The sequence below is a fragment of the Pyxidicoccus trucidator genome (assembly GCF_010894435.1).
Classification (GTDB): domain Bacteria; phylum Myxococcota; class Myxococcia; order Myxococcales; family Myxococcaceae; genus Myxococcus; species Myxococcus trucidator.
Window position 1 is genome coordinate 280,704 of sequence record NZ_JAAIXZ010000015.1, and the last position, 21,553, is coordinate 302,256.

19 protein-coding genes are annotated in these 21,553 nt (G+C 69.8%); 9 read left to right on the forward strand and 10 right to left on the reverse strand.

What is annotated here, in order from left to right; all coding sequences use genetic code 11:
* The first annotated feature begins 79 nt into the window (after positions 1-79).
* The 4 genes from G4D85_RS35025 to G4D85_RS35040 all read left to right on the forward strand — a co-directional run bounded on the left by G4D85_RS35025 (position 80) and on the right by G4D85_RS35040 (position 3,712).
* Positions 80-1,213 carry a hypothetical protein gene (locus G4D85_RS35025; RefSeq protein WP_164018428.1) on the forward strand — a complete coding sequence of 378 codons (1,134 nt, stop codon included), beginning with the start codon at positions 80-82 and terminating at the stop codon, positions 1,211-1,213.
* Positions 1,214-1,236: 23 nt separating this feature from the next.
* Positions 1,237-2,532, forward strand: a complete 1,296-nt coding sequence (locus tag G4D85_RS35030) for a hypothetical protein (protein ID WP_164018429.1) — start codon at positions 1,237-1,239, stop codon at positions 2,530-2,532.
* A gap of 11 nt (positions 2,533-2,543) precedes the next feature.
* Complete coding sequence (locus G4D85_RS35035; RefSeq protein WP_164018430.1) at positions 2,544-3,299, forward strand: hypothetical protein; 756 nt, start codon at positions 2,544-2,546, stop codon at positions 3,297-3,299.
* A 182-nt stretch (positions 3,300-3,481) separates the two neighbouring features.
* Positions 3,482-3,712, forward strand: a complete 231-nt coding sequence (locus tag G4D85_RS35040) for a YHS domain-containing protein (RefSeq protein ID WP_164018431.1) — start codon at positions 3,482-3,484, stop codon at positions 3,710-3,712.
* A 33-nt stretch (positions 3,713-3,745) separates the two neighbouring features.
* Here the strand turns inward: G4D85_RS35040 and recJ are convergent, their stop codons facing one another.
* Positions 3,746-5,458, reverse strand: a complete 1,713-nt coding sequence (gene recJ, locus G4D85_RS35045) for a single-stranded-DNA-specific exonuclease RecJ (protein ID WP_164018432.1) — start codon at positions 5,456-5,458, stop codon at positions 3,746-3,748.
* Between the two features lie 227 nt (positions 5,459-5,685).
* On the opposite strand from recJ, the gene G4D85_RS35050 reads away from it, so the two are divergent.
* On the forward strand, positions 5,686-6,285 hold the full coding sequence (locus G4D85_RS35050; protein WP_164018433.1) for a porin family protein: 600 nt from the start codon (positions 5,686-5,688) through the stop codon (positions 6,283-6,285).
* A gap of 114 nt (positions 6,286-6,399) precedes the next feature.
* Here G4D85_RS35050 and secF read toward each other — a convergent pair whose 3' ends face one another.
* From secF to G4D85_RS35080, 6 genes are all read right to left on the reverse strand, one after another.
* Positions 6,400-7,566: a protein translocase subunit SecF gene (gene secF, locus G4D85_RS35055; RefSeq protein WP_164018434.1), complete on the reverse strand. Its 1,167-nt coding sequence runs from the start codon at positions 7,564-7,566 to the stop codon at positions 6,400-6,402.
* 26 nt (positions 7,567-7,592) lie between these two features.
* A complete protein-coding gene (secD, locus tag G4D85_RS35060) occupies positions 7,593-9,365 on the reverse strand; it encodes a protein translocase subunit SecD (RefSeq protein ID WP_164018435.1) in 1,773 nt (590 codons plus the stop codon).
* Complete coding sequence (gene yajC / locus G4D85_RS35065) at positions 9,365-9,718, reverse strand: preprotein translocase subunit YajC (RefSeq protein ID WP_164018436.1); 354 nt, start codon at positions 9,716-9,718, stop codon at positions 9,365-9,367. The genes secD and yajC overlap by 1 nt, the downstream gene beginning before the upstream one ends.
* Positions 9,719-9,860: 142 nt before the next feature.
* Positions 9,861-11,054 (reverse strand): tRNA guanosine(34) transglycosylase Tgt, encoded by a 1,194-nt coding sequence (tgt, locus tag G4D85_RS35070; protein WP_164018437.1) that lies wholly within the window; start codon positions 11,052-11,054, stop codon positions 9,861-9,863.
* A gap of 5 nt (positions 11,055-11,059) precedes the next feature.
* The gene (gene queA, locus G4D85_RS35075; RefSeq protein ID WP_164018438.1) at positions 11,060-12,145 is read right to left on the reverse strand and encodes a tRNA preQ1(34) S-adenosylmethionine ribosyltransferase-isomerase QueA; all 1,086 of its coding nucleotides are present in this window, start codon (positions 12,143-12,145) and stop codon (positions 11,060-11,062) included.
* Between the two features lie 60 nt (positions 12,146-12,205).
* Complete coding sequence (locus tag G4D85_RS35080; protein ID WP_164018439.1) at positions 12,206-13,315, reverse strand: SpoIID/LytB domain-containing protein; 1,110 nt, start codon at positions 13,313-13,315, stop codon at positions 12,206-12,208.
* A gap of 71 nt (positions 13,316-13,386) precedes the next feature.
* Here G4D85_RS35080 and G4D85_RS35085 point away from each other — a divergent pair, with 71 nt between their 5' ends.
* The 3 genes from G4D85_RS35085 to G4D85_RS35095 all read left to right on the forward strand — a co-directional run bounded on the left by G4D85_RS35085 (position 13,387) and on the right by G4D85_RS35095 (position 15,236).
* Entirely contained in the window at positions 13,387-13,938 is a 552-nt protein-coding gene (locus G4D85_RS35085) for a hypothetical protein (RefSeq protein ID WP_240359673.1), read from the forward strand.
* Positions 13,939-14,166: 228 nt separating this feature from the next.
* Positions 14,167-14,499 (forward strand): hypothetical protein, encoded by a 333-nt coding sequence (locus G4D85_RS35090; protein WP_240359674.1) that lies wholly within the window; start codon positions 14,167-14,169, stop codon positions 14,497-14,499.
* 110 nt (positions 14,500-14,609) lie between these two features.
* On the forward strand, positions 14,610-15,236 hold the full coding sequence (locus G4D85_RS35095; protein ID WP_240359675.1) for a hypothetical protein: 627 nt from the start codon (positions 14,610-14,612) through the stop codon (positions 15,234-15,236).
* A gap of 108 nt (positions 15,237-15,344) precedes the next feature.
* Here G4D85_RS35095 and G4D85_RS35100 read toward each other — a convergent pair whose 3' ends face one another.
* From G4D85_RS35100 to G4D85_RS35110, 3 genes are all read right to left on the reverse strand, one after another.
* Positions 15,345-16,595, reverse strand: a complete 1,251-nt coding sequence (locus G4D85_RS35100; RefSeq protein WP_164018441.1) for a KamA family radical SAM protein — start codon at positions 16,593-16,595, stop codon at positions 15,345-15,347.
* On the reverse strand, positions 16,595-17,968 hold the full coding sequence (locus tag G4D85_RS35105; RefSeq protein WP_164018442.1) for a KamA family radical SAM protein: 1,374 nt from the start codon (positions 17,966-17,968) through the stop codon (positions 16,595-16,597). The genes G4D85_RS35100 and G4D85_RS35105 overlap by 1 nt, the downstream gene beginning before the upstream one ends.
* Before the next feature lie 100 nt (positions 17,969-18,068).
* A complete protein-coding gene (locus G4D85_RS35110) occupies positions 18,069-20,963 on the reverse strand; it encodes a protein kinase domain-containing protein (RefSeq protein ID WP_164018443.1) in 2,895 nt (964 codons plus the stop codon).
* Between the two features lie 406 nt (positions 20,964-21,369).
* Here G4D85_RS35110 and G4D85_RS51025 point away from each other — a divergent pair, with 406 nt between their 5' ends.
* Positions 21,370-21,525: a zinc-binding dehydrogenase gene (locus G4D85_RS51025; protein WP_164018444.1), complete on the forward strand. Its 156-nt coding sequence runs from the start codon at positions 21,370-21,372 to the stop codon at positions 21,523-21,525.
* The last annotated feature ends 28 nt before the right edge of the window (positions 21,526-21,553 follow it).

Here is a 21,553-nt window from a genome sequence, read left to right on the forward strand (position 1 = left end):
TTTTCGGGCGATTCCTGACGCTTCCCTGGCTCGGCCGACCGGCCCGCAACTTCGGGAGCGCCCGCGGGTTGCAGTGCCCATGCAGGGGGAATCCAGCGTCGCCGCCCAGGCCTCCTTCCGGCCCGGGCGGAGCCTCGCCCTGCTGGCGCTCGTGGCGTCCGCGCTCGCCGCCCGCCCCGCGCTCGCCGAGCCCGGAGACGTCACCGCCTCCGTCGAGGCCAGCGCCGGCCGGGGCTACCGCGCCTGGAGCTTCCTGGGCGACGTGGAGCTGCGCGAGGACACCACCTTCCTCACGCTGGGCTACACCGCCGCCCGGCCCGAGGCCGGCACCGCGCCCACGCACCAGCTGTCCCTCGGCGTGGACCACCTGCTGGGGACGCACTGGCTGGTGTCCGCCACGGCGAGCCTGGGGCTGCCCAAGAGCACGCTCACCCCGCTGTCCCCCGAGCGGCCGAGGCTCTCCCTGCCCGCCGTGGATGCCCGTACCGGCTACGCCAGCCAGGCGCTCCTCCTGTCGGCGGCCTGGGACTCGGCGGGCTTCTCCGACGTCGAGTACGGCCTGGACACCAGCCTCTCCTTCACCCGCTACCCGCTGAGTCGCGAAGTCGGCGTCCTCACCCGGACGGGGGCCACCCTGCGATTCGTCCGCGAGGACCTGCTCTGGGTGGCCCGGCCCTCCCTGGGCGGCCGGCTGCTGCTGGGGACGCGCTGGGAGGTGGGCCTGCGCGCCGGCCTCACCCTCTACAGCCAGGACCCGCTCACCGCCGGCCAGTTCACCGACGAGGAGACGGCGGAGCTGGCGCGCCGCTTCGAGACGGCCCTGGAGGCCCGCCGAGCCATGCTGGGCCTGCGCACGCGCGTCAACCGGGACCTGGGCACCGGGGTGGCGCGGCGGGTGTCGGACCTCAACGCCACCACCGGCATCCCCACCGCCCCCTCGCGCTTCGACTTCAAGCCCTCCCTCACCTGGCGCCCCGGCCGCGTCGTCCGGGGGCAGCTCTCCTACGCCTTCACGCGGTACGTGGCCGGCGAGGGCCTGTCCCACGTGCTGGCCACCCGCTGGACGGTGCGTCTGGGCGGGTCGGCGCGGGTGTGGGCCGCGGTGGCATTGCAGGAGGACCGGCGCGAGCCCCTGGAGGGCGAGGCCGACGCCGGGGAGCCCTCCCGGGTCCGTTCCGGGCTCATGACGGTCGGGGGGGAATACACGTTCTGACCGGTCCGGAGTAAAACGGCGTCATGCTCCGAACAGTCATTACCGCCACCGCCACCGCCGCGCTGGGCCTGGCCGTCGGCTGTGCGCCCGACACGGGTGCCCCCGTCAAGGTCAGCGCGCTGGTGCTCAACAGCAACGGCGAATACGTCCCCCAGGAAGTCGAACTCAAGACGGTCTCCGACATCATCAGCCTCAATGGCTCGGTGGCCGACTTCCGGGGCGGGGCCCGCATCGTCCTCGACTCCGAGGACCAGGACCTCGCCACCGCCACCACGCCCGAGGCCTTCGCCAACGCCCTGCTCAAGGAGAAGGGCCATGACGTCAAGGCCAGCTACATCGAGCAGGACGGCGTGCTCTGGCCGGCGGACTTCCACACCTGGAACATGGTGACGGCGTACCACGGCCTCGAGCGCGCCTTCGACTACTTCCAGACGGTGGGCAACATCCCCTCGGCGGACTTCAAGAAGCCCGTCACCACGTACTACTTCCCCGAGTTCGTCCTCGCCGACGTGGACAAGGACCCGCAGCGCGACAACGCGCTCTACTTCTCGGTGATGGAGTCGTTCCTGGTGCTGCCGTTCGACCAGCTCCAGCGCGCCCCGCTGGCCATCAACGCCGGCATCATCGCGCACGAGTACTCGCACCGCGTCTACAACCTGAAGGTCTACAACGGCCAGGCGTTCCCCCAGACGCTGAGCCTCTGGTCGACCTCCACCCCCAGCCCGGGCGCCAACATCCTCAAGTCCTTCGACGAGGGCCTGGCCGACTACCACGCGTACGGCACCACCTGCCGGACCACCACCGGGTGTGATCCGCGCTTCTTCAACACGTCCTTCCACGACGACCCGTACGACGACATCGCCACCGCCCGGGACTTGTCCAACACCAGCCGCTGCATGACGGACAACCTGCGCACCCAGCTGAACAACCAGGGCCTGGGCGAGTTCAGTGGCAAGGAGTACACGGTGGGCACCCTGCTGGCGACGGCGCTGTACCAGGCCGGCCAGAACGCGGGACAGCGCGAGGTGCTCATGCGCGCCGTCGTCGCCGCCTACAGCGACACGAATCCCCAGACGCCCGGCCTTCGGCAGCTGTCCGAGCAGTACCTCAATGAGCAGGGCAAGTTCACCCTGGCCGTGGCCGCGGGCGCCATCATCACCCACGTCACCGACCCGAAGCTGAAGGAGGCCGTCTGCAACGAGCTGATGGACCACCTCCAGATTCCGCGAGACGAGCTCGTGGGAACGCCGAACCCCAACCTGTGCCCGCCCAGCTCGCTGCCGGGGACCACCTGCCCGACGCTGACCACTGAAGGATGAGGACCCACCCCGTGAAGACCTGGCTCGTACGCTGCCTCCTGGGTGGCCTCGCACTCTCCACGCCCGCGCTCGCGCAGGACGAAGACGACCCCTACGCCTACCCGGACGAAGAACCCGCCCGCACCAACGAACAAGACGACTATGAGGAGCGCCGCAGGAAGAACGTCGACCAGACGGACGACTTCCGCGAAGCCGCCGAGCAGGAGGGCGAGGACGGCGACTTCAAGACGCTCTCCCGTCTGGACGACCCGAACCTGGGCGTGGCCATCGAGTTCATCAGCGGCGCCCTGCTGCTGGACAGCTCGCGCGGTGAGACGTTCGACACGCGCCTGGGGCTCGGCGTGCGCGCCACCTGGGAGTACGGCCGCATCCTCGACAGCGAGCCCCTGCGCGAGGCGCTCTGGGCGGACCTGCGCTGGACGTACGGCAGCGTCAGCGACGGCACCAACTTCATCAGCGGCGACACCCGCCTCCACTACTTCACCATCGCCCCGGCCTATGAGCTGAAGCTGGGCAAGTCCGACTTCGGCTTCTTCGCCCAGGCCGGTGGCGGCGTGGCCTACCAGGCCACCTCCATCACCGTGGACGCGGACGTGACGAAGGTGAATGGCCTCAAGCCCCTGCTCCAGTACGGCGTGGGCTTCCGCGGCCGCCCCCGCATCGGCTCCGGCAACCTCCGCCTCGCCTTCCGCGTGGAGGCGCTGGGCTTCCGCCGCGGCTACATGAACGACTTCTTCCTCGGCGGCAGCCTCGGCACCGCCTTCTGAAGAACACTCCGCCCGCCGCGCCCTGCTCGAAGCCAGGGTGCGGCGGCGGAAGTTTCTTCACCCTTCCCACCCCTGCCTGCCCCCGACTCCTTGGCAGTCCAAGGAGTTGGGCACTGGCACGTCCCGTGCTTATTCATCTCTCCGGGTGGGGGCGCGAGCTCCCTGGGGTCGGGGAGGCGTGAATGAAGAGCGTGCAGCAGGGACAGGGACAGCACTGGGATCCCGTGTGTGGGAAAGAATTGGGCACACCGGAGGGCCGGCCCACGGCGGAGTACAAGAAGCGCCGGTACTTCTTCTGCTCGGAGCGGTGCCGTCACGCCTTCGAGCGGCAGGCGGAGCGCTTCCGGCTCAACGAGCTGGCCCGCGTCGGCGCGCTGCTGACGCCAGGCCGGGTGCGCTGGGGGATTTCGTAGGGCCCGGGGCCGACAGCGGCCCCGGAACCACGCCTACGCCGCCCTGCGAAGGTCCTTGAGGCGCAGCGACAGCTTGCGCTGGCCCCGGAAGGTGTCGAAGCCGGCCTGGAAGGCCAGGTCCACCGGCCCCTCCACCAGCGTCACGCGGTCCGCCATGTTGAAGCCGATGGCGTCCAGCTCCGGAGCGTCCGCCAGCGCCAGCTTGAGGTGGCCGCGGCCGGTGCCCGACTTGGGCTGCAGCACGCGCGGGCGGGCCACCTGGCTGCGCAGCACCAGCACCGGCTCCGGGTTGCCCTGGCCGAAGGGCCCCAGGCGCTGGAGTGACTCCACCGCATGGGCGTCCAGCTCGCGAGGGCTCACCACCGCGTCCACCCGGCACCGCGGGATGAGGTCCTCCGGCGTGAGGCGCTGGTAGGCAATCTTCTCGAAGGCCTCGCGGAAGGCCGGCAGCCGCTCCGCGTCGATGGTGAGGCCGGCGGCGTGCTTGTGGCCTCCAAAGCGCGTCATCAGCTCCGAGCAGCCGCTGAGCGCGTCGAAGAGGTGGAAGGCCTCGATGCTGCGCGCCGAGCCCTTCCCCACCCCGTCCTTCACCCCCACCATGACGGTGGGCCGGTGGTAGCGCTCCACCACGCGCGAGGCGACGATTCCGATGACGCCCGGGTGCCAGCCCTCGTCGTAGAGGACGAAGCCGCGCGAGTCCTTGCGGGACTCGGCCTGCGCCAGCGCCTGCGTGAGGATGCTGCTCTCGATGCCCTGGCGCTCCGCGTTGGCGCGGTCCAGCATCGTCGCCAGCGAGCGCGCCGTCTCCGGCGACTCCGTGCAGAGCAGCTGCAGGCCCAGCGACGCGTCATGCAGCCGGCCCGCGGCGTTGATGCGGGGCCCCAGGCGGAAGCCCACCTGGCCGGCGGTGACGACGGTGTCGGGGTCCATGCCCGCCGCTTCCTTCAGGGCGCGCACGCCCGGACGGCGGCCGGCGCTGAGTTCCTGGAGGCCGTGGGACACGAGGATGCGGTTGGCGCCGGTGAGGGGCACCACGTCCGCCACGGTGGCCATGGCCACCAGGTCCATCATCGAGCGGAGGTTGGGCTCCTTGCGGGTGGCGAAGAAGCCTTCGTCGCGCAGCCGCTTGCGAATGCCCATGCAGAAGTTGAAGGCCACACCCGCGGCGCACAGCGCCTTGGTGGGGTACTCGCAGCCGGGCTGGTGCGGGTTGAGCACCGCCACCGCCGGGGGCAGCGTGGGCGGCACCGTGTGGTGGTCCACCACCACCACGTCCAGCCCCAGCTCCTTCGCGCGCGTGATTTCCGCCACGGAGGTGATGCCGCAGTCGAGCGTCACCAGCACCCGCGTGCCGTCCGCGGCGATGCGCTCCACCGCGGCCAGGTTGAGTCCGTAGCCCTCATCCAGGCGGTGGGGAATGTACGTGGCCGGTGGGGCGCCCAGCTCCTTGAGGAACAGGTAGAGCAGCGAGGTGGAGCACACCCCATCCACGTCGTAGTCCCCGTAGAGGGTGACCTTCTCCTTCGAGCGCAGCGCCCGCGTCAGGCGCTCCACCGCGGCCGGCATCCCCTTCATCCGGAACGGGTCCGGCAGGTCCGCCAGCTTGTCGGACAGGAACGCGGAAGCGGACTCCGGGGTGCGGTAGCCGCGGTGCAGCAGCACCCTCGCCGCGAGCGGGTGCAGCGACAGCTCCCCCGCCAGGGACGCCACCTCCTCCTCGACCACATCTGGCAGCAACCACCGCACGCTTGTCGCTCCTCCTCGGGCCTCCCTAACAGGGAGGTGAGCCGGGACGATTTCTTGACAAGCAGACAGTACCTCAGACGTCTGACGAGGGAAGGTCAACCTTGGGAACGACCTTTCCCCTCCTGCACAAGCGTTCAGGCGTGCGCTTGCTGGCCCGACTGCTCCCGGCAGACTCGCGGGCGACCGGTGCACAGCTTGAACCGCACACCACCTGACAGGAGGACGGCATGGTTCCAAGAGGCCTCATGGCGGCTGCGCTCGCCCTGACATTCGCGGGCGCGAGCACCGCCGCGGCGCAGGAGCGCAAGGAGGGCAAGCGGGGAGACGTGAATGTGTTCCTGCGAGGCGGCGTGGGCGACTACACCGGCGGGCTGGGGGATTTGACCAGCACCGGGCCCGCCTGGGGCCTCACGCTCAACGTACAGCCCACCACCTTCATCGGCTTCGAACTCGGGTACGAGGGCTCGCAGAACAGCGTGGACGACGTCCGCCTGCTGGAGGGGCCGTCGCTCGTGCGGCAGGGCGGCAGCGGGCTCCTCAAGGTCTCCCTGCCCTTCCTCACGGCCGTCCGCCCCTTCGTGGGCGCGGGCCTGGGCATGTCCTACGTGGACGTGCGGGGCAACGCGGGGGCGGACCTCTACGACTCGGACACGATGCAGGAAGTCCCCCTGGCGGCCGGCGTCGAGTTCAACAGCGGCGGGCTCACCGCGGGCTTCCGCACCACGTACCGCGTCCTCCTGAACGAGGACTGGGTCAACGAGTCCTTCACGGACGATGACGACGGCGGCCTGCTGGACGCCTCCTTCACGCTGGGCGCCCGCTTCTGACGCCCCGGCACTGAAGGCCCGCAAAACACCGAGGGCCCTGCCTCCCGCGTGGGAGGAGGGCCCTCGTCGTGTCACCGCCCCGGCCGGTGTCAGCCGGGGCTGGTGGGGTGCGGACTACGCCGTCTTCGGGTGCTGGTCGATGCCGCCACCCTGGCGGGCTTCCTTCGCCGCGGCGCGCTCGTCCAGCCAGATGGTCAGCGGGCTGGCGATGTAGATGGTCGAGTACACGCCCACGAAGATGCCGACGAGCATCGCGGCGGCGAAGTCGAAGATCTCGCCCACGCCGAAGATGAGCAGGCCCACGAGCGACAGCGCCGTGGTGAGGGACGTGAGGATGGTGCGGCCCACCGTGTCGTTGATGGCGATGTTGATGACCTCGGCGAAGGGCTTGCCCTTGAACTTGGCCATGTCCTCGCGGATGCGGTCATAGATGACGATGGTGTCGTTCACCGAGTAGCCGACGACGGTCAGCAGCGCGGCAATCGACGTGAGGTTGAACTCGCGCCGGGTCACCAGGTAGTAGCCCGCCACCATGACGACGTCGTGCACCATGGCCAGCAGCGCGCCCGGACCGAACTTGAAGTCGAAGCGGAACGCCACGTAGATGAGGATGGCCACCATGGAGTACAGCAGCGCCATGATGCCGCGGTTGCGCAGCTGCTTGCCCACCTGCGGACCCACGTAGTCCACGCGGCGCTGCTCGAAGTCCGGCTTCTCCAGGCCCTGGCCCAGCGCCTGGGTCACCTTGTCGGCCATGCCGCTGGCGACCACCTGGTAGTCGAAGCCGCCGCTCTGGGACTCACCCAGCTCGCGGACCTCCTGCACGCCGGTGCCGCTGCCCTCGACGGCCTTCTTGATGGCGTCGGCGGTCAGCGCGTTGGCCGAGCGGAAGTTGATGATGCCGTTGGCCAGGTCCGCATAGACGTTGCGCACGGTGCCCAGGGCTTCAATCGCCGTCTTGGCGTTGGCCGCGTTCTTCTCGTTGAGCTGCGTGACGCCGCCCATGCGCAGCAGGAACGAGTTCTCGTCCTTGCTGCCGATGTTCTGCACGCTGACGTCCTCGAGGCCGCCCTTCTGGGCGCGCTGACGGACCTCCTCGGCGGTGATGGGGTGGTCGTACTTCAGCTCCACCACCGTGCCGCCGGCGAAGTCCACGCCCAGGTTGAACCCGAACGCGGCGATGCCGATGATGATGGCCAGGTTGACGATGGTGGACAGGAACACGGCCGGCTTGCGCTTGCCGATGAAGTCGATGTTCGTCTTGTTCTTGAGAATCTGCATGGCAGTTCGTTCCCGTGCCCGGCCGGTTAGACCGACACCCGCTGCGCGTTACGACCGTGGACGAAGTAGGTCATGATGGTTCGCGTCACGACGATGGACGTGAACAGCGAGGCCAGCAGGCCGACGATGAGCGTGGTGGCGAAGCCCCGCACCGGACCGGTGCCCGTGAAGAACAGGATGAAGGCGGCGATGAGCGCCGTGACGTGCGCGTCGAAGATGGTCCAGAACGCGCGGTCATAGCCCTGGTCCACCGCGGCCCGGGCGCTCTTGCCGTTGCCGAGCTCCTCGCGGATGCGCTCGTTGATGAGCACGTTCGCATCCACCGCCACGCCCAGCGTCAGCACGAAGCCGGCGATGCCCGGCAGCGTCAGCGTGGCGTTGAAGAACGCCAGCCCCGCCAGGATGAGCAGGCCGTTGAGGACCAGCGCGATGTTCGCGATGATGCCCGCGCGCTTGTAGTAGATGGCCATGAACAGCAGCACCAGGCTCATGCCCAGCAGCGCGGCCATGCCGCCCTTGCGGATGAGCTCGTCACCCAGGCTGGCGCCCACCTGACGGATTTCGCCGACCGTCACCGGCGCCGGCAGCGCGCCCGCCTTCAGCACCAGCGCCATCGTCTGCGCCTCGCCCAGCCACTCCTCGAAGGTGCGCGCGCCCATGCGGCCCATGGTGATGCGGGCCCGGCCGCCGCCAATCTTCTCGTTGATGTTGGGCGCCATGTGGACGTTGTCGTCCAGGACGATGGCCATGCGCCGGCCCACGCCCGCCTCGGTCAGCTTCTCGAACTCCCGCGCACCGGCGGGGTCGAACGACAGGTTCACCTCGGGCTCGTTGAGCTGGCTGAGCGACGCGTCCGCGCCGGCCAGGCTCTCGCCCGTCAGCGGCACGTTCTGCTCCACCAGGAAGCTGCGGTAGGTGGCGCACTCGTTCTTCCTCACCGGGCTGGCAATGCACTCGGTGAGCACCTGGCGGTTGTCCGGCGTCCTGTCCTTCGTGTAGGTCAGCAACGCCTCGCGCGAGGGGGACTCGAGCTGCGGGAAGCCGCCCTCCTCCGTCAGGGTGATGTTGCTGCCCTGGGGCGGCGGGTTGGCCTGGAGCATCTGCGCGAAGAACTGCGGGTTGGTGTCGTCCACCATCCGGAACTCGAGCTGCGCGGTGGTGCCCACCAGCTCCTTGGCCTGCTCCGGGTTGCTGCGGCCCGGCAGGGAGATCTGGATGGAGTCGGTGCCCAGCTTGCGCACGTCGACCTCGGCCACGCCCCACTTGTCGATGCGGCGGCGGATGACGAGCATCGCCTGGTTCACCGCGTCCTCGCGGAAGAAGTTCGTCTGGCCCTCGTCCGGCTCCAGCACCAGCGTCCCGCCTTCGCGGTTGACGCGCTTGAAGTCCGTGAAGGTGGCCAGGACCTCCTTCTCGATGGCGTCCATCGTCGCCGGGTCCTTGGCCGTCAGGGTGAGCTGGAGCTTCTCCGGATCCGTATCCGCGGTCACCTCGCCAATCTTCTTGTCATTGACGTAGGAGGCGATCTGCTGACCGCGGCGCTCGGTGCGCTTCTGGAGCGCCGTCTTGGTGTCGACGCGCATCACCATGTGGATGCCGCCCTGAAGGTCCAGCCCCAGATTGAGGCGGTACTTCGCGGGGGGCGCCCACACCGGCATCCGCTCTTCGAGCAGGGCCAGGTTGTTGCGCTGATCGCGCTCCACGACAACGAGCGAGTAATAGGTCGGGATGAGGAACCAGAGGGTCCCCAGCGTCACCGCGACAATGAGTCCGAACTTCCACCACCAGCCGCGGTTCATTACTTCTCCTCCTTCTTCTTCTCTTCGGCCGCCACCACCGGCGCGCCTTCCGCCACGGCGCCCTTGGCGCTGACGGCGGTCTTGAGCACGCGGATGCGCACGCCGCTGGCTACTTCCAGCGTCACGGTCCGCTCATCGACCAGGTGGATCTTCCCGAGCAGCCCGCCCGAGGTGACGACCTCGTCGCCCTTCTTCAGAGCCCCGAGCAGCGCCCGGTGCTCCTTCATCTGCTTCTGCTGCGGGCGGATCATGATGAAGTACATGATCGCCACGAGGACGACCAGGAAGCCAAGGGTGCCCAGCGGGTTACCGCTGCCCCCGGCCTGCGCCAGAATCAGAAAGCTCTCAGCCACAGACTGCCTCGTCGGTTGAGGAAGGCTTGAAATGGGCGGCCCCCCACACTGGCCGAGGAACCCATCCGAAAGGGGGCCCTCTTAGCAAGGGGGGCCCATGTGAGCAAGTGAACGCGGGAAGCCCGGCAATCCCTCCGGCCGCTCACCGGCCACGGGTCCGCTCGTTCTCTTGGGCCCGGGAGCGCTCCCGGAACTCCCGGGCAAAGGTGGCGAACCGGTCTTCCGACACCGCGCGCCGGACTTCTGCCATCAACCCCAGGAAGTAGTGGAGGTTGTGAATCGTGTTGAGGCGCATGGCCAGAATCTCTCCGGCGGCGAAGAGGTGGCGGAGGTAGGCCCTGCTGAAGTTGCGGCAGGTGTAGCAGGTGCACGCAGGGTCCACCGGCCGGGGGTCCTTCGCGTAGGCCGCATTGCGGATGACGAGCTTACCCTCCGAGGTGAAGAGCAGGCCGTTGCGCGCACAACGGGTGGGGAGCACACAGTCGAACATGTCCACGCCCTGCTCCACGCAGGTGACCAGGTCCACGGGGGTACCCACCCCCATGAGGTAGCGGGGCTTGTCGCGGGGCAGCAGCGGCGCCGAGTACGCCACACCGGCATGCATGGCCTCGGGGGCCTCGCCCACCGAGTAGCCCCCCAGCGCGTAGCCCGGCAGGTCCACCGCGCACACCTCTTCCGCGTGGCGCTTGCGCAGGTCCTCGTGGAGGCCACCCTGGACGATGCCGAAGAGGGACGAGCGCTCGCGGCTCCAGGCCTTCACGCACCGGTGCAGCCAGCGCGTGGTGCGCGCCAGGGAGTTCTCCAGGTACTTGCGGTCCTCGGTGGAGGGCGGGCACTCGTCGAAGGCCATGATGACGTCGGCGCCCAGCGTCTCCTGGATGTCGATGGAGCGCTCGGGCGTCAGGAAGTGCCGCGCGCCGTCCAGGTGCGACTGGAAGGCGGCGCCCTCCTCCGTGATTTTGCGCTTCTCGGAGAGGCTGAAGACCTGGAAGCCGCCGCTGTCGGTGAGCATGGGCCGGTTCCAGGAGACGAAGCGGTGCAGGCCGCCCAGCTCCCCCACCAGCGCCTCGCCGGGGCGGAGCATCAGGTGGTACGTGTTGCCGAGGATGATCTGCGCGTCGAGTGTGACGAGGTCATCCGGCCCCACGCCCTTGACGCTGCCCACGGTGCCCACGGGCATGAAGATGGGAGTCTCCACGGGCCCGTGCGGCGTGTGCAGCCGGCCGCGCCGCGCCTTGGTGCCCGTGTCCTCGTGGAGCAGCTCGAAGCGCACCAGTCCCGGTGCCACCCGCGTGTCGCCCTTCTCACCGCGCTGCCCTGCCTGCTGCTCGTCCATGGTGCTCACTCCGACACCAGCATGGCGTCGCCGTAACTGAAGAACCGGTAGCCCTCGCGCACCGCCTCCGCGTAGGCCGCCAGGGTGCGCTCGCGGCCCAGCAGCGCGCTCACCAGCACCACCAGCGTCGAGCGCGGGAGGTGGAAGTTGGTGAGCAGCACGTCCACCTGGCGGAAGGTGAAGCCGGGGCGGATGAAGAGCGTCGTCTCACCGGGGCCCTCGCGCAGCCGGCCCGTCTGGGGGTCCGTGGCGGACTCCAGCGTGCGCACCACCGTGGTGCCCACCGCCACCACGCGCCGGCCCTCGGCACGCGCGGCGTTCACCTCGCGCGCGGTGGCCTCGGGCACGGTGTAGCGCTCCGGGTGCATGTGGTGCCGGTCCAGCTCCTCCTCGCGTACCGGCAGGAAGGTGCCGGGCCCCACGTCCAGCGTCACCAGGGCGCGGCGCACGCCCCGCGCCTCCAGCGCAGCGAAGAGGCCTTGCGTGAAGTGCAGGCCCGCGGTGGGGGCGGCCACGGCTCCCGAGGCGCGCGCGTACACCGTCTGGTAGCGCTCGGCGTCGGCGGCATCGGGCTCGCGGGTGATGTAGGGCGGCAGCGGCAGGCGCCCGGCCTCATCCAGCAGCGAGGCCAGCGAGGTGCCGGACGTCGCGTGGAAGCGCACGCGGTACTCCCCTCCGCCAAGTGCTTCCAGCACCTCGGCCTCGAGCCCTCCGGCGAACGTCAGGCGCTGCGCGGGCTTGAGCCCCTTGGAGGCCTGGCCCAGGCAGATCCACTCGATGGACTCGGGCGCGCCACCGAGCGCGGCCGAGGTGAGCGTGGAGGCGGCGGGGCGCACCACCAGCAGCTCCACGCGGCCTCCGGTGCCGGCCTTCTGGCCCAGCAGGCGCGCGGGGATGACGCGGGCGTCGTTGAGGACGAGGAGGTCACCCTCCCTCAGCAGCTCCGGCAGGTCCGTGAAGCGGCGGTGGGCACACGCGCCGGTGGACCGGTTCACGGTCATCAGGCGCGAGGCGTCCCGCTCGGCCAGGGGGGCCTGGGCGATCTGGGACTCGGGAAGCTCGAAGTCGTAGTCAGAGAGGCGGGACGACACGGGGTTGGCGCTTGTAGCAGCCCCCGTGACGCCGCGGAAAGCGCGTCGACGACGGGGACGTCAGTAGAGCTGCTGCAGCTCCGCCCCGGGGTAGTAGTGGGAGAGAATCTCCCGGTAGTCCCAGTCCTTGTCCGCGAGCGCCTTGGCGCCCCACTGGCAGAGACCGGCCCCGTGGCCATAGCCGCGTCCGGAGAACACATAACCGTGGCCGGTACGCTCCACTTCGAAGTCCAGACTCTTGAGGCGCGTGTAGCCAAGCCGGCGGCGGAGCTCCACCCCGCCCATCGAGGCACCATCGCCCAGGATGACGCGCGTCACCCGGCGGGTGGGCGTGCGGCCGGAGACCCGCAGCCCCTGGGCGGGGTGGTGCAGCGCCGACTTCACCTCCGAGTCGGAGATGGAGGCCTTCCAGCGGCTGGCGGGCAGCTTGCCGCAGGGGCAGTCGACGGGCTGGAGGTAGGGCAAGTCCCGCTGGAGGGCGTCCTGGCCGGACTCGGTGCGGCCTCCACAGGAGGAGTGGAAGTAGGCCTCGATGGGGGCCAGCTCGTAGGTGAGCACCTGGCCTCGAGTGGCCTCCACGGCGGCTCGGGTGCGCGGGTCCTCGCGATTGACGCCGCCATACACCTGGTGGAGCACGCTGCTGCCCAGGTGGAAGGCGTTGCTGTACGCCTCCAGCTTCTTCTGGAGGGCGTAGGTGCGCGCGGCGATGGCCTGGGCCTTGAGGGCCTCGGGCGGGAAGGACACGGGCATCTCGCTGCCGAGCACCGCGGCGAGGTAGTCCTCCAGGGAGATGACGTTGATGAGCTGGAGCCCGTCCCGGTACGTCCGCACCACCACGTCACCGCGCACCTGGGCGCCGCCGGCCTTGAGCGGCTCGTCGCCCGGGACGCCCGAGTCGCTGGCGGCACTGGCACCGGCGCGGAAGCGCACGGAGTCGCCGACGACGGGAGCGCCATTGACCTCCAGCTTCGAGCCCCGGCGGCGGATGGTGGCCTGGTCCGAGGCGATGGGGACGAAGGTGGCGTCCTCGGTGTCGGTGCCCAGGGCGAGCCCGCGGCCGCTGACCCGCACCTCGCCTCCGGCATCCTCGATGGCGATGCGGAGGGTCTCCACGGCGAGCGCGCGCAGGGGAGCGAGCAGCAGGAGGACGAGCGCAACAGGTCGCAACATGGAGGGGAGTGTAGGGGTGTGGGTACGAGCCTCAAGAAAACGGCTGGCGGATGGGAGAGGATGGCGCGCCCGTGACGTCTCCCGAGCCCGACGCCTCCCGCCTGTCCTCCCCGGTCCTCATCGCGGCCCTGCGAGGGATGGAGCCCCGCCCCTCGGCGCTGCTCCTCCGCCGGCTGGTGGAGGGGCGCACCCTGGAGGCCTGCGCGGCGTTCTACGGGGTGTCGACGGAGGCCTTCTCGCTGCTGCTGCTGCGCGCGAGCGTGGCCCTGGCCCGGCACGTAGGGCTATCCGTGCGAGAGCCGGCCGGCGGGGAGGAGGAGGCCGCGTGGGCGAGGATGCTGACGGAGGCCCTGTCCCGGGAGGACGCGAGGCTTCCCATGGCGCTTGTGCCCGTGGCGGAGGCCTGCCGGCGGCTGCGGGCCGAGGGGCCCGAGGTGGCGGCGGGAATGGACGCGGCGGCGAGAGAGGACGCGGCGTCACCGCATCGGCGCCGGGAGGACTGGCTGCGACGGCTCGCGGTGGCCGCGCTGCTCGCGCTGACGGCGTACCTGTACCTGTCGAGGCCGGACGAGCCCCCCCGCCGCCCGCGCCCGCCCATTCCCGCCAGGCCGGGCCAGCGATAAGCCCCCGAGGCAGGGGCTGTCCGCGGGGGTGCCGGATTCTCCCCGAAGCGCCGAAGCGCGGGGCGAGAGGGAGCACCGCGTCCCGGCGCCACACCTTCCCCCCGGAGCGCTGAAGCGCGGGGCGAGAGGGAGCACCGCGTCCCGGCGCCACACACCCGCCACGAGCACACCGGGGCGCCGGCCCCTGCTGACTGGACGAGACGGCGCGGAGGCGCATATGGGGTGGGCATGCGTGCATCCTCCCCTGCCCTGCTGATGCTCCTGGCTGGCCTCGTGCTGGCCGGCTGCGCGAAGAACGTGGACACCCGGGTCGCCGGGGATGACGACGCTGCCATCGACTCGGCCTCGGCGCGGCTGGAAGAGCTGAATGCGCGCGTGGGGCAGGACGACCTTTCCTGCGCGGACCAGTGCGACGTGGCGACACGGACCTGCGCGGTGGCGGAGGAGCTGTGCTCGCTGGTGGACCGGAATCCGGACCGGGATGACCTGCCCCCCCGGTGTGCCCAGGGCCGGGAGCAGTGCTCCAGCACCCGGGATGGCTGCTCGCGCTGTGGAGGCTGAGCCGCACGCGCAACACCCACTGTCCAGGGCGGAGCCGCGACCGGTGCGCCCCTGGAGCCGCCGTGCTTAGATGCCGGCCGCACCCACGGTCTCGACCGAGGCTTCCCACCATGCCCATCCGCACTCCCCTGCTCCTGGTCGCTTCGTGGCTCGTCCTTCCGGGGCTCGCGCTGGCGCAAGACGGCGCCGAGCTGACGCCAGAGAAGGTGGCGGAGATCCGCCGCGACGAGACGCAGGCGATTTCGAAGGTGGACGCCGAGTTCGGCAACCGCAAGCCCTCGGAGATGAGCAACGACGAGCGCAACGAGGCCATCGAGAAGCAGCAGGCCGCCTCCGCGTCGGTGCTGGAGAAGCACGGCGTATCGGCGAAGGACTACGCGCGCTACGAGGCGCGGATGGCCCCCGAGGACAATGCGCGCGCCAAGGCCGAGGAGAAGCGGCTGGAGGAACAGGCCCAGGCCGCGAAGCAGGCCGGCCCCACCGGTGAGAAGTCGGCCGAGGACGTCGCCGTCGTGAACGGCTTCAGCAACGAGGACCCGGTGGAGGTGGAGGCCGAAGAGGGCGCCGAGCCCGTCGTCGACATCGGCATCCCGGGCGCAGCGGAAGCGCAGGCCATGACGGTGGAAACCGGGGCTGCGCCGGAGGAGGTCAAGCCCGCGAAGCGGGCCCCCGCGCGCTCGTCGGCGGTAAAGAAGAAGGCCACGAAGCGTCGGCGCAGCTCGCGCGACGACTCCTGAAGCAGCCAGTGACTGGCGCCGCGGTCCGGAGGGCCTGACTGGCGCTGCCGCCCTCCGGCGGGCACAGCGAGGCGGGCCCCCGAGAGAACTGAGCCGGCGCCCCGGCCCTCAGCCCTTGCGGAAGCCGTACTCCCGAGAACGGGCCTGCCACACGTCGTCATACGGGCACGCGCAGTCGGTCTCTTCCGGCTCCGGGTAGGCGTAGCGCTCGCCCTTGTAGTTGCGGAACACCGTCTCGTGCTCGCCGCGCTCCACGACGTAGTCCGGCTGGAGCGTCACCTTGCCGCCGCCGCCGGGCAGGTCCACCGCGAGGTGGGGCACCGCGAGGCCGGTGGTGTGCCCGCGCAGCTGCTGGAGGATTTCCAGCCCCTTGGCGATGGGCGTACGCAGGTGCTCGCAGCCTTCGGCCACGTCCATCTGGTGCAGGTAGTACGGCCGCACGCGGCTGCGCAGCAGCACGTGGGACAGCTCCTTGATGATGCGCGCGTCCGAGTTGAGCCGCCGCATCAGCACGGCCTGGTTCTCCACCGGCACGCCGTGGTCCACCAGTCGCTCACACGCCTCGCGGGCCTCGGGCGTCACTTCCTTCGGGTGGTTGAAGTGGGTGACGACGAAGACGGGCGCGTACCGCCGCAGGGTGCGCGCCAGCGCGTCGGTGACACGCATGGGCAGGCACACCGGCACGCGAGTGCCGATGCGAATCATCTCCACGTGGGGAATCTCGCTCAGCGGCGCGAGCAGTTCCTCCAGCCGAGCCTCGGTCAGCAGGAACGGGTCTCCACCGGAGATGAGCACGTCGCGCACCTCGGGGTGACGCCGGACGTAGTCGACGCCCCTGCGCAGCTGCTCCTTGGAGAGCTCCGCCACGCCACCCTGGGTGATGCGCCGCCGCGTGCAGTGACGGCAGTAGACGGAGCACGTGTCCAGCGCGAGGAAGAGCACGCGGTCCGGATACTTGTGGACGATGCACTCCTCGGGGCGCGTCTTGTCCTCACCGAGCGGATCCGCCAGCTCGCCCGGACGGATGCGCGCTTCCGCCCGCACGGGGATGGACTGCATCCGCACCGGGCAGAGCGGGTGCTCCGGGTCGATGAGGGACAGGTAGTACGGGCTGATGCCGATACGGAACAGCGCGGACGTCTCCTGCACGCCGGCGCGCTCGTCGGGCGTCAGCGGCACGTAGCGTTCGAGCTGCTCCAGGCCTCGCACCGCGTTCCGCTGGTGCCAGCGCCAGTCCGCCCACTCCGCGTCCGTCGCGGCGGGGAACAGGCGCCGGCGCCCCTCGGCACTGAGCGAGGGGCGCGGCGAGGAGGTGCCAGGCTCCAGCGGCGGGGCCGCCGGAAGCGCCGAGGAGTCCATCACGCGGCCTTCTGCTGCTCCCGCCACCACTGCTGACCGGCCTCCGGCAGCGTGTCGATGGGGTCGAAGTACTCGTACTTCCGGTTGAGCGCGTCGGGGTCGTTCGACTCGATGCCCGTTCGGTAGTTCTTCGTCCAGTAGGAGATGCCGCGCTCGCGGTCGTACTCCGCGATCTGATGCACCCACCGCTTCCCGACGAAGGGCACGTCACAGACGATGCGCGGCGTGGCGAAGCCGGGCATGTAGCCCATGATGTCGTGCTGAAGCTTCTGCGCCTTGTCCACCGACAGCCGCCAGTGCTCGCTGTTGGGGATCATGTCGCACATGTAGAAGTAGTACGGCAGGATCTTCGCGTGGTCGAGCAGCGTGAAGCACAGGTCCAGCAGCGACTGCGCGCTGTCGTTCACCCCGCGCAGCAGCACTCCCTGGTTGCGCACGTCGCGGAAGCCCATGTCGAGCAGCTTGCGCACGGCCTTGCCCACCAGCGGCGTGAGCTGCGCCGCGTTGTTGACGTGGGTGTGCATCGCCAGGTCCACGCCGCGCTCCACCGCCTTCTTCGCCAGCCGGTCCAGCCCCGCGAGCACCGAGTCCTGGAGGAAGTGCTGGGGAATGGCCATCAGCCCCTTGCTGGCCAGGCGGATGTCCCGGATGTTGGGGATGTCCATCAGCGAGCTGACGAAAGGCTCGAGCTGCTGGATGGGCAGGTTGGCGATGTCACCACCGGAGACCACCACGTCGCGCACCGTCGGCGTGCGGCGCAGGTAGTCGAGCATCTGCTCGTACCGCTCCTTCGGCCCGATGCCGAACTTGTGCTTCTGCACCTGGGGCACGTCATTGCCCACCAGGTCCATGCGCGTGCAGTGGCCGCAGTACTGCGGGCAGGTGGGCAGCATCTCCGCCAGCACCTTGGTCGGGTACCGGTGGGTGAGACCCTCCACCACCCACATGTCTGCTTCGTGGAGGCTGTCGCGGCTGGCCTTCGGGTGGTTGGGCCAGTCGGTGAGACGGTCCGCGAACGCCGGCAGCATGTAGCGCCGCACCGGGTCGTTCCACAGGTCCTTCTCGTTCATCGTGTTGAGCATCTGCGGCGGAATCAGCAGCGACATGGTCGCCCGCTCGCGCTGGTCGTGCTCGATGCTCGCCGCGAGGTCCTCCGGCAGGAGCGCGCCGAGGGTGGCCTTCAGCTCCTTGAGGTTCTTGACGGTGTGCTTGCGCTGCCAGACAGAGCTCTCCCACTCCGCCTGGGACACGTCCTTGTACCCGGGGATGCGACGCCAGTCGGGCTCGACGAACTCCTTGCGGAGCGGATACGTGAAGGGCTGTTGGGCAGGACCGCTGTCAGCAGGCTTGCCCCGAATCGGCGTCGTTTGCATGGCGCATCACCTCGGGTGCGGCAATTTCGGGCGAGGCGTCATACCGCGCCGGAGCCCCACTTCATCCAACAATCGAAGGGGGCTTCGGATGCCCGCCCCCTCACTCGATAGGCACGTTGAGCAGCTTGGCCACACCATCCTCGGTGATGGCCACGACCACGGGCTTGGTGGTCTTTCCGTTGAGCTTGAAGGAGACCTTCCGGTTGCCCACCTGCAGCATCAGCGGGGCACTCAGCGGCACGGGCGTCTGGCGTCCCGTCTTCTTGCCGTCCACGATGATGTCGGCGCCCGCGGGCTTGGTGCTGCACGCGAACTTGCCCATCACCTTGCCCGGCTTGGGCTTCGTGACGACCTGCGTCGGAGTCGGCCTGCGCGGCGGCGGGTCGCGGACGACAACGGGCTCCCGCTCGGGCTCCTTCACGAGCTCGAAGGGCACCGTCATCTCGTCACCGCGGCCTTCCGCCGTGAAGGAGCCATTGAAGCTCTTGTAGCCGGCGCGCTTCGCGGTGAACTTGTACGTCTTGCCGACCTCCAGGTTCGCCGCCCGGACGTCCGGCGTGCGCCCCAGGCGCTTGCCCTCCATGGAGATCTCCACGTCCTCCAGGCCCTGGAAGATGGCGGCGACCTTCCGGGGGGCCGGAGGCTCCTCGACCCTGGGCGTATTGGCCACGGGCTCGGGCGTCTCGCCCGGGCCCGGCTTGTCCCGAGTCTCCGTCCCGGCGGGTGGGGCCGACTCCGGGCCCTTGGCCGCGACCGGCGCCGGCTCTCCCGTGCCGTTGTTCCCGACAGCGGCAACAGCGTTGGGATTGCTTTGGGGCGGCTCCGGATTGGCCGTGGGTTCCGGGGGCGGAGCGGCGGCGGCCGCGTCCTCCTTCTTGAGCGTGATGGGCACGCCCATCTGCTCCCCCGCGACGACGGTGATCATCTTCTCCTGGCGCTGGAAGCCGGGAGCGCTGGCGACCACGCGGTACTGGCCGGGAGGAAGAGACAACAGGGTATTGAGCTGGACCGGCTGGTCATTCACCTGGATGCGCGCGTCTTCGGACGGGGACACCATGAAGGTGACCTCGCCCGCGGAGGGTGGGCTCAGGGCCAGCACGGCGGCGACGACCAGCACGAGCACGATTCCAGCCGCCGCGGCGAACAGGACCGGCTTGGGCAGCTGCTTGCCGCCGGCGGGCTTGCCCTTGACGGGGACCTTGGTCTTGCCCTTCGCGGGTGTCGGGGCCTTCGCGCCCTTGGGGGCCTTCGCGCCCTTCTGAGGCACGGCCGCGGCGGGTAGCGAACCGGTGGCCTCCTCTTCCGGCGGCTGCTCCTGCGACTCGTCGTACGTCGCCGGCCCCTCGTCACCGTACTCGTCGCGGCCGGCGCCATTGAAGTCCTGGGGCTCGTCGTAGCCCGCCGGCTCCTCCTGAAGCTGAGGAGCCGTCGCTCGCTGCGCGGCGCGGCCGTTCTTCCCTTTCTTCGGCAGGGGGATGTCGCCAGTGGCCTCATCCTCCGGGGGAAGTGCGGGAGCGGCGCGCGTGCGCGAAGGAGGCGCGGTCGGCGCGGGGCCGATCATCGTGGCGCCCGCGTAGGCCTCGCCCTCCTCGTTGCTGATGACGACCTGGGCCTTCGGGCCGCTCTTGCCCTTGCGCGGCGCGGGCTCGGGCTCGGGCTCTTGCGCGTAGTTGTAGGCCGCAGCGGTGCCGCTGCCCTTCACGGGGTTCTCCGAGCGGCCGGTGATGCTGTCATCCACCACCACGCTGCTGTCGGCGATGCGTGTCTCGGGGGCCCGGAACGTCTGCGTGGAGTCGACAATCTGCGTCTTGTCGGCCCCGCCGCCATCCATCTCCGCGAGCTCATCAGCGGTGGGGGGCGGGATGTAGCCCGGCGCGGGCTGGGCGGGCGAGGTGGGCGCGCGCCCCGCGGGCGTGTTGGACACGACGACCGAAGGCGGAGGCGCCCGCTTCGAGACCGGAGGGGCCGGACGCGGCGTCGCCGGCGGAGGCACGAGGACGCCAGAGGCCTCGATCTGATCCGGGCGCTCGATGCCGGCGTAGCGCTCCATCTTCTCCGCCTCGCGGAGCATGTCCTCGGCGAAGGCCTCCTTCATGTAGGAGGACAGGTGCTTCGACGAGTAGATGGCGTCGCCAGCCAGGAGGAACCGCATCAGGTCCTCGGCCAGGTCCGACGCCCACTGGTAGCGCTCTTCCGGTTCGCGCGTGAGCGCCTTGAGGACGACCTTCTCGAGCCCCGGAGGGATGTTCGGGTTGAACTCGCGAGGCAGCGGGACGTCCGCGTTGCGCACCTTCTCCAGGGTGGAGAAGTCGGACTCGCCCACGAAGAGCTTCTCGCCCGTGAGCATCTCGTACAGCAGCACGCCGACGGCGAAGATGTCGCTGCGCCGGTCGATGGGCATGCCGCGGACCTGCTCCGGGCTCATGTAGCCGAACTTGCCCTTGAGGATGCCGGCTTGCGTCTTCTGTGAGCGGTTCGCCGCCTTGGCGATACCGAAGTCGATGACCTTGACCTCGCCCTCGTAGGAGATGAGGACGTTCTGCGGCGACACGTCGCGGTGGATGATGTGGAGGTCCTGCCCGCGCGCGTCCTTCTTCCGGTGGGCGTAGTCCAGGCCGTCACAGAGCTTGGAGGTGATGAACACCGCCTGGGCGGTGGGCATGATCTCCTTGCGGCGCCGGTAGCGCTCCAGGATGGTCCGCACGTCGCGCCCGGCGACGTACTCCATGGCGATGAAGTAGGCGTCGTCGTGCTTCCCGAGCTCGTGGATGTGCACGACGTTGGCATGGTTCAGCTGAACGCTGATCCGTGCCTCGTCGATGAACATCGTGATGAACTCTTCGTCCTCGGCCATCGTGGGGAGGATCTTCTTGATGGCCAGGATGCGCTCGAAGCCCTCGACGCCGAAGGCCTTCGCGATGAACACCTCCGCCATGCCGCCGACGTTGATGCGCTCGAGGAGCAGGTACTTCCCAAAGAGGGTCGGCTTCTTCATCTCGTGGAGCTACCCGGCGCCGGGGGGTGTGCACCGCGGCAGGCGGTGCGCAGACCGGGCGGAGGAGTGGACTCTAGTCGCAGCCCTGACGGCGAGTCAAACTCGCACCGCACCCTGAAAGCTCAAGGAATCCGGTAGCTTGAACCCTCCTCCGCCCCGCCGGAAAGCGTCCTGGAGGCGACCGTCATTGCGACGCGAAGCAGCAGGATTTCACGGCAAGGCCGAGCGCCTGTCGACCAGGCGCTCGCGCCGGGTACCGCCGCGGCCGAAGCAGCGCCGACCGTGGCGGCTGGAGCTCGCAAGCGAGGGGCCGGTGAGGGGCGGTACAGCGTTGCGGAGTCAGCCATGGCCGCCCGGGAGCCCGGAGGTATTGGGGAAGCGCCGGAGCCAGGGGCTGGCCAAAGCCATGGAGTCAGGCGCAGGGGCCCTGAGGCGGGAGCTGGCCGAAGGACGGCTGCAGGTACGAGCGGGACTGGTGCTCGACCTGGCCGAAGCCGCCGAGGCCCACCGCCAGCTGGAGGGCCGGGGCACGGCAGGCAAGGTGGTGCTGCGAGTCCCGTAGCGCCGCGGTGGCCTCACAGGTGTCAGGC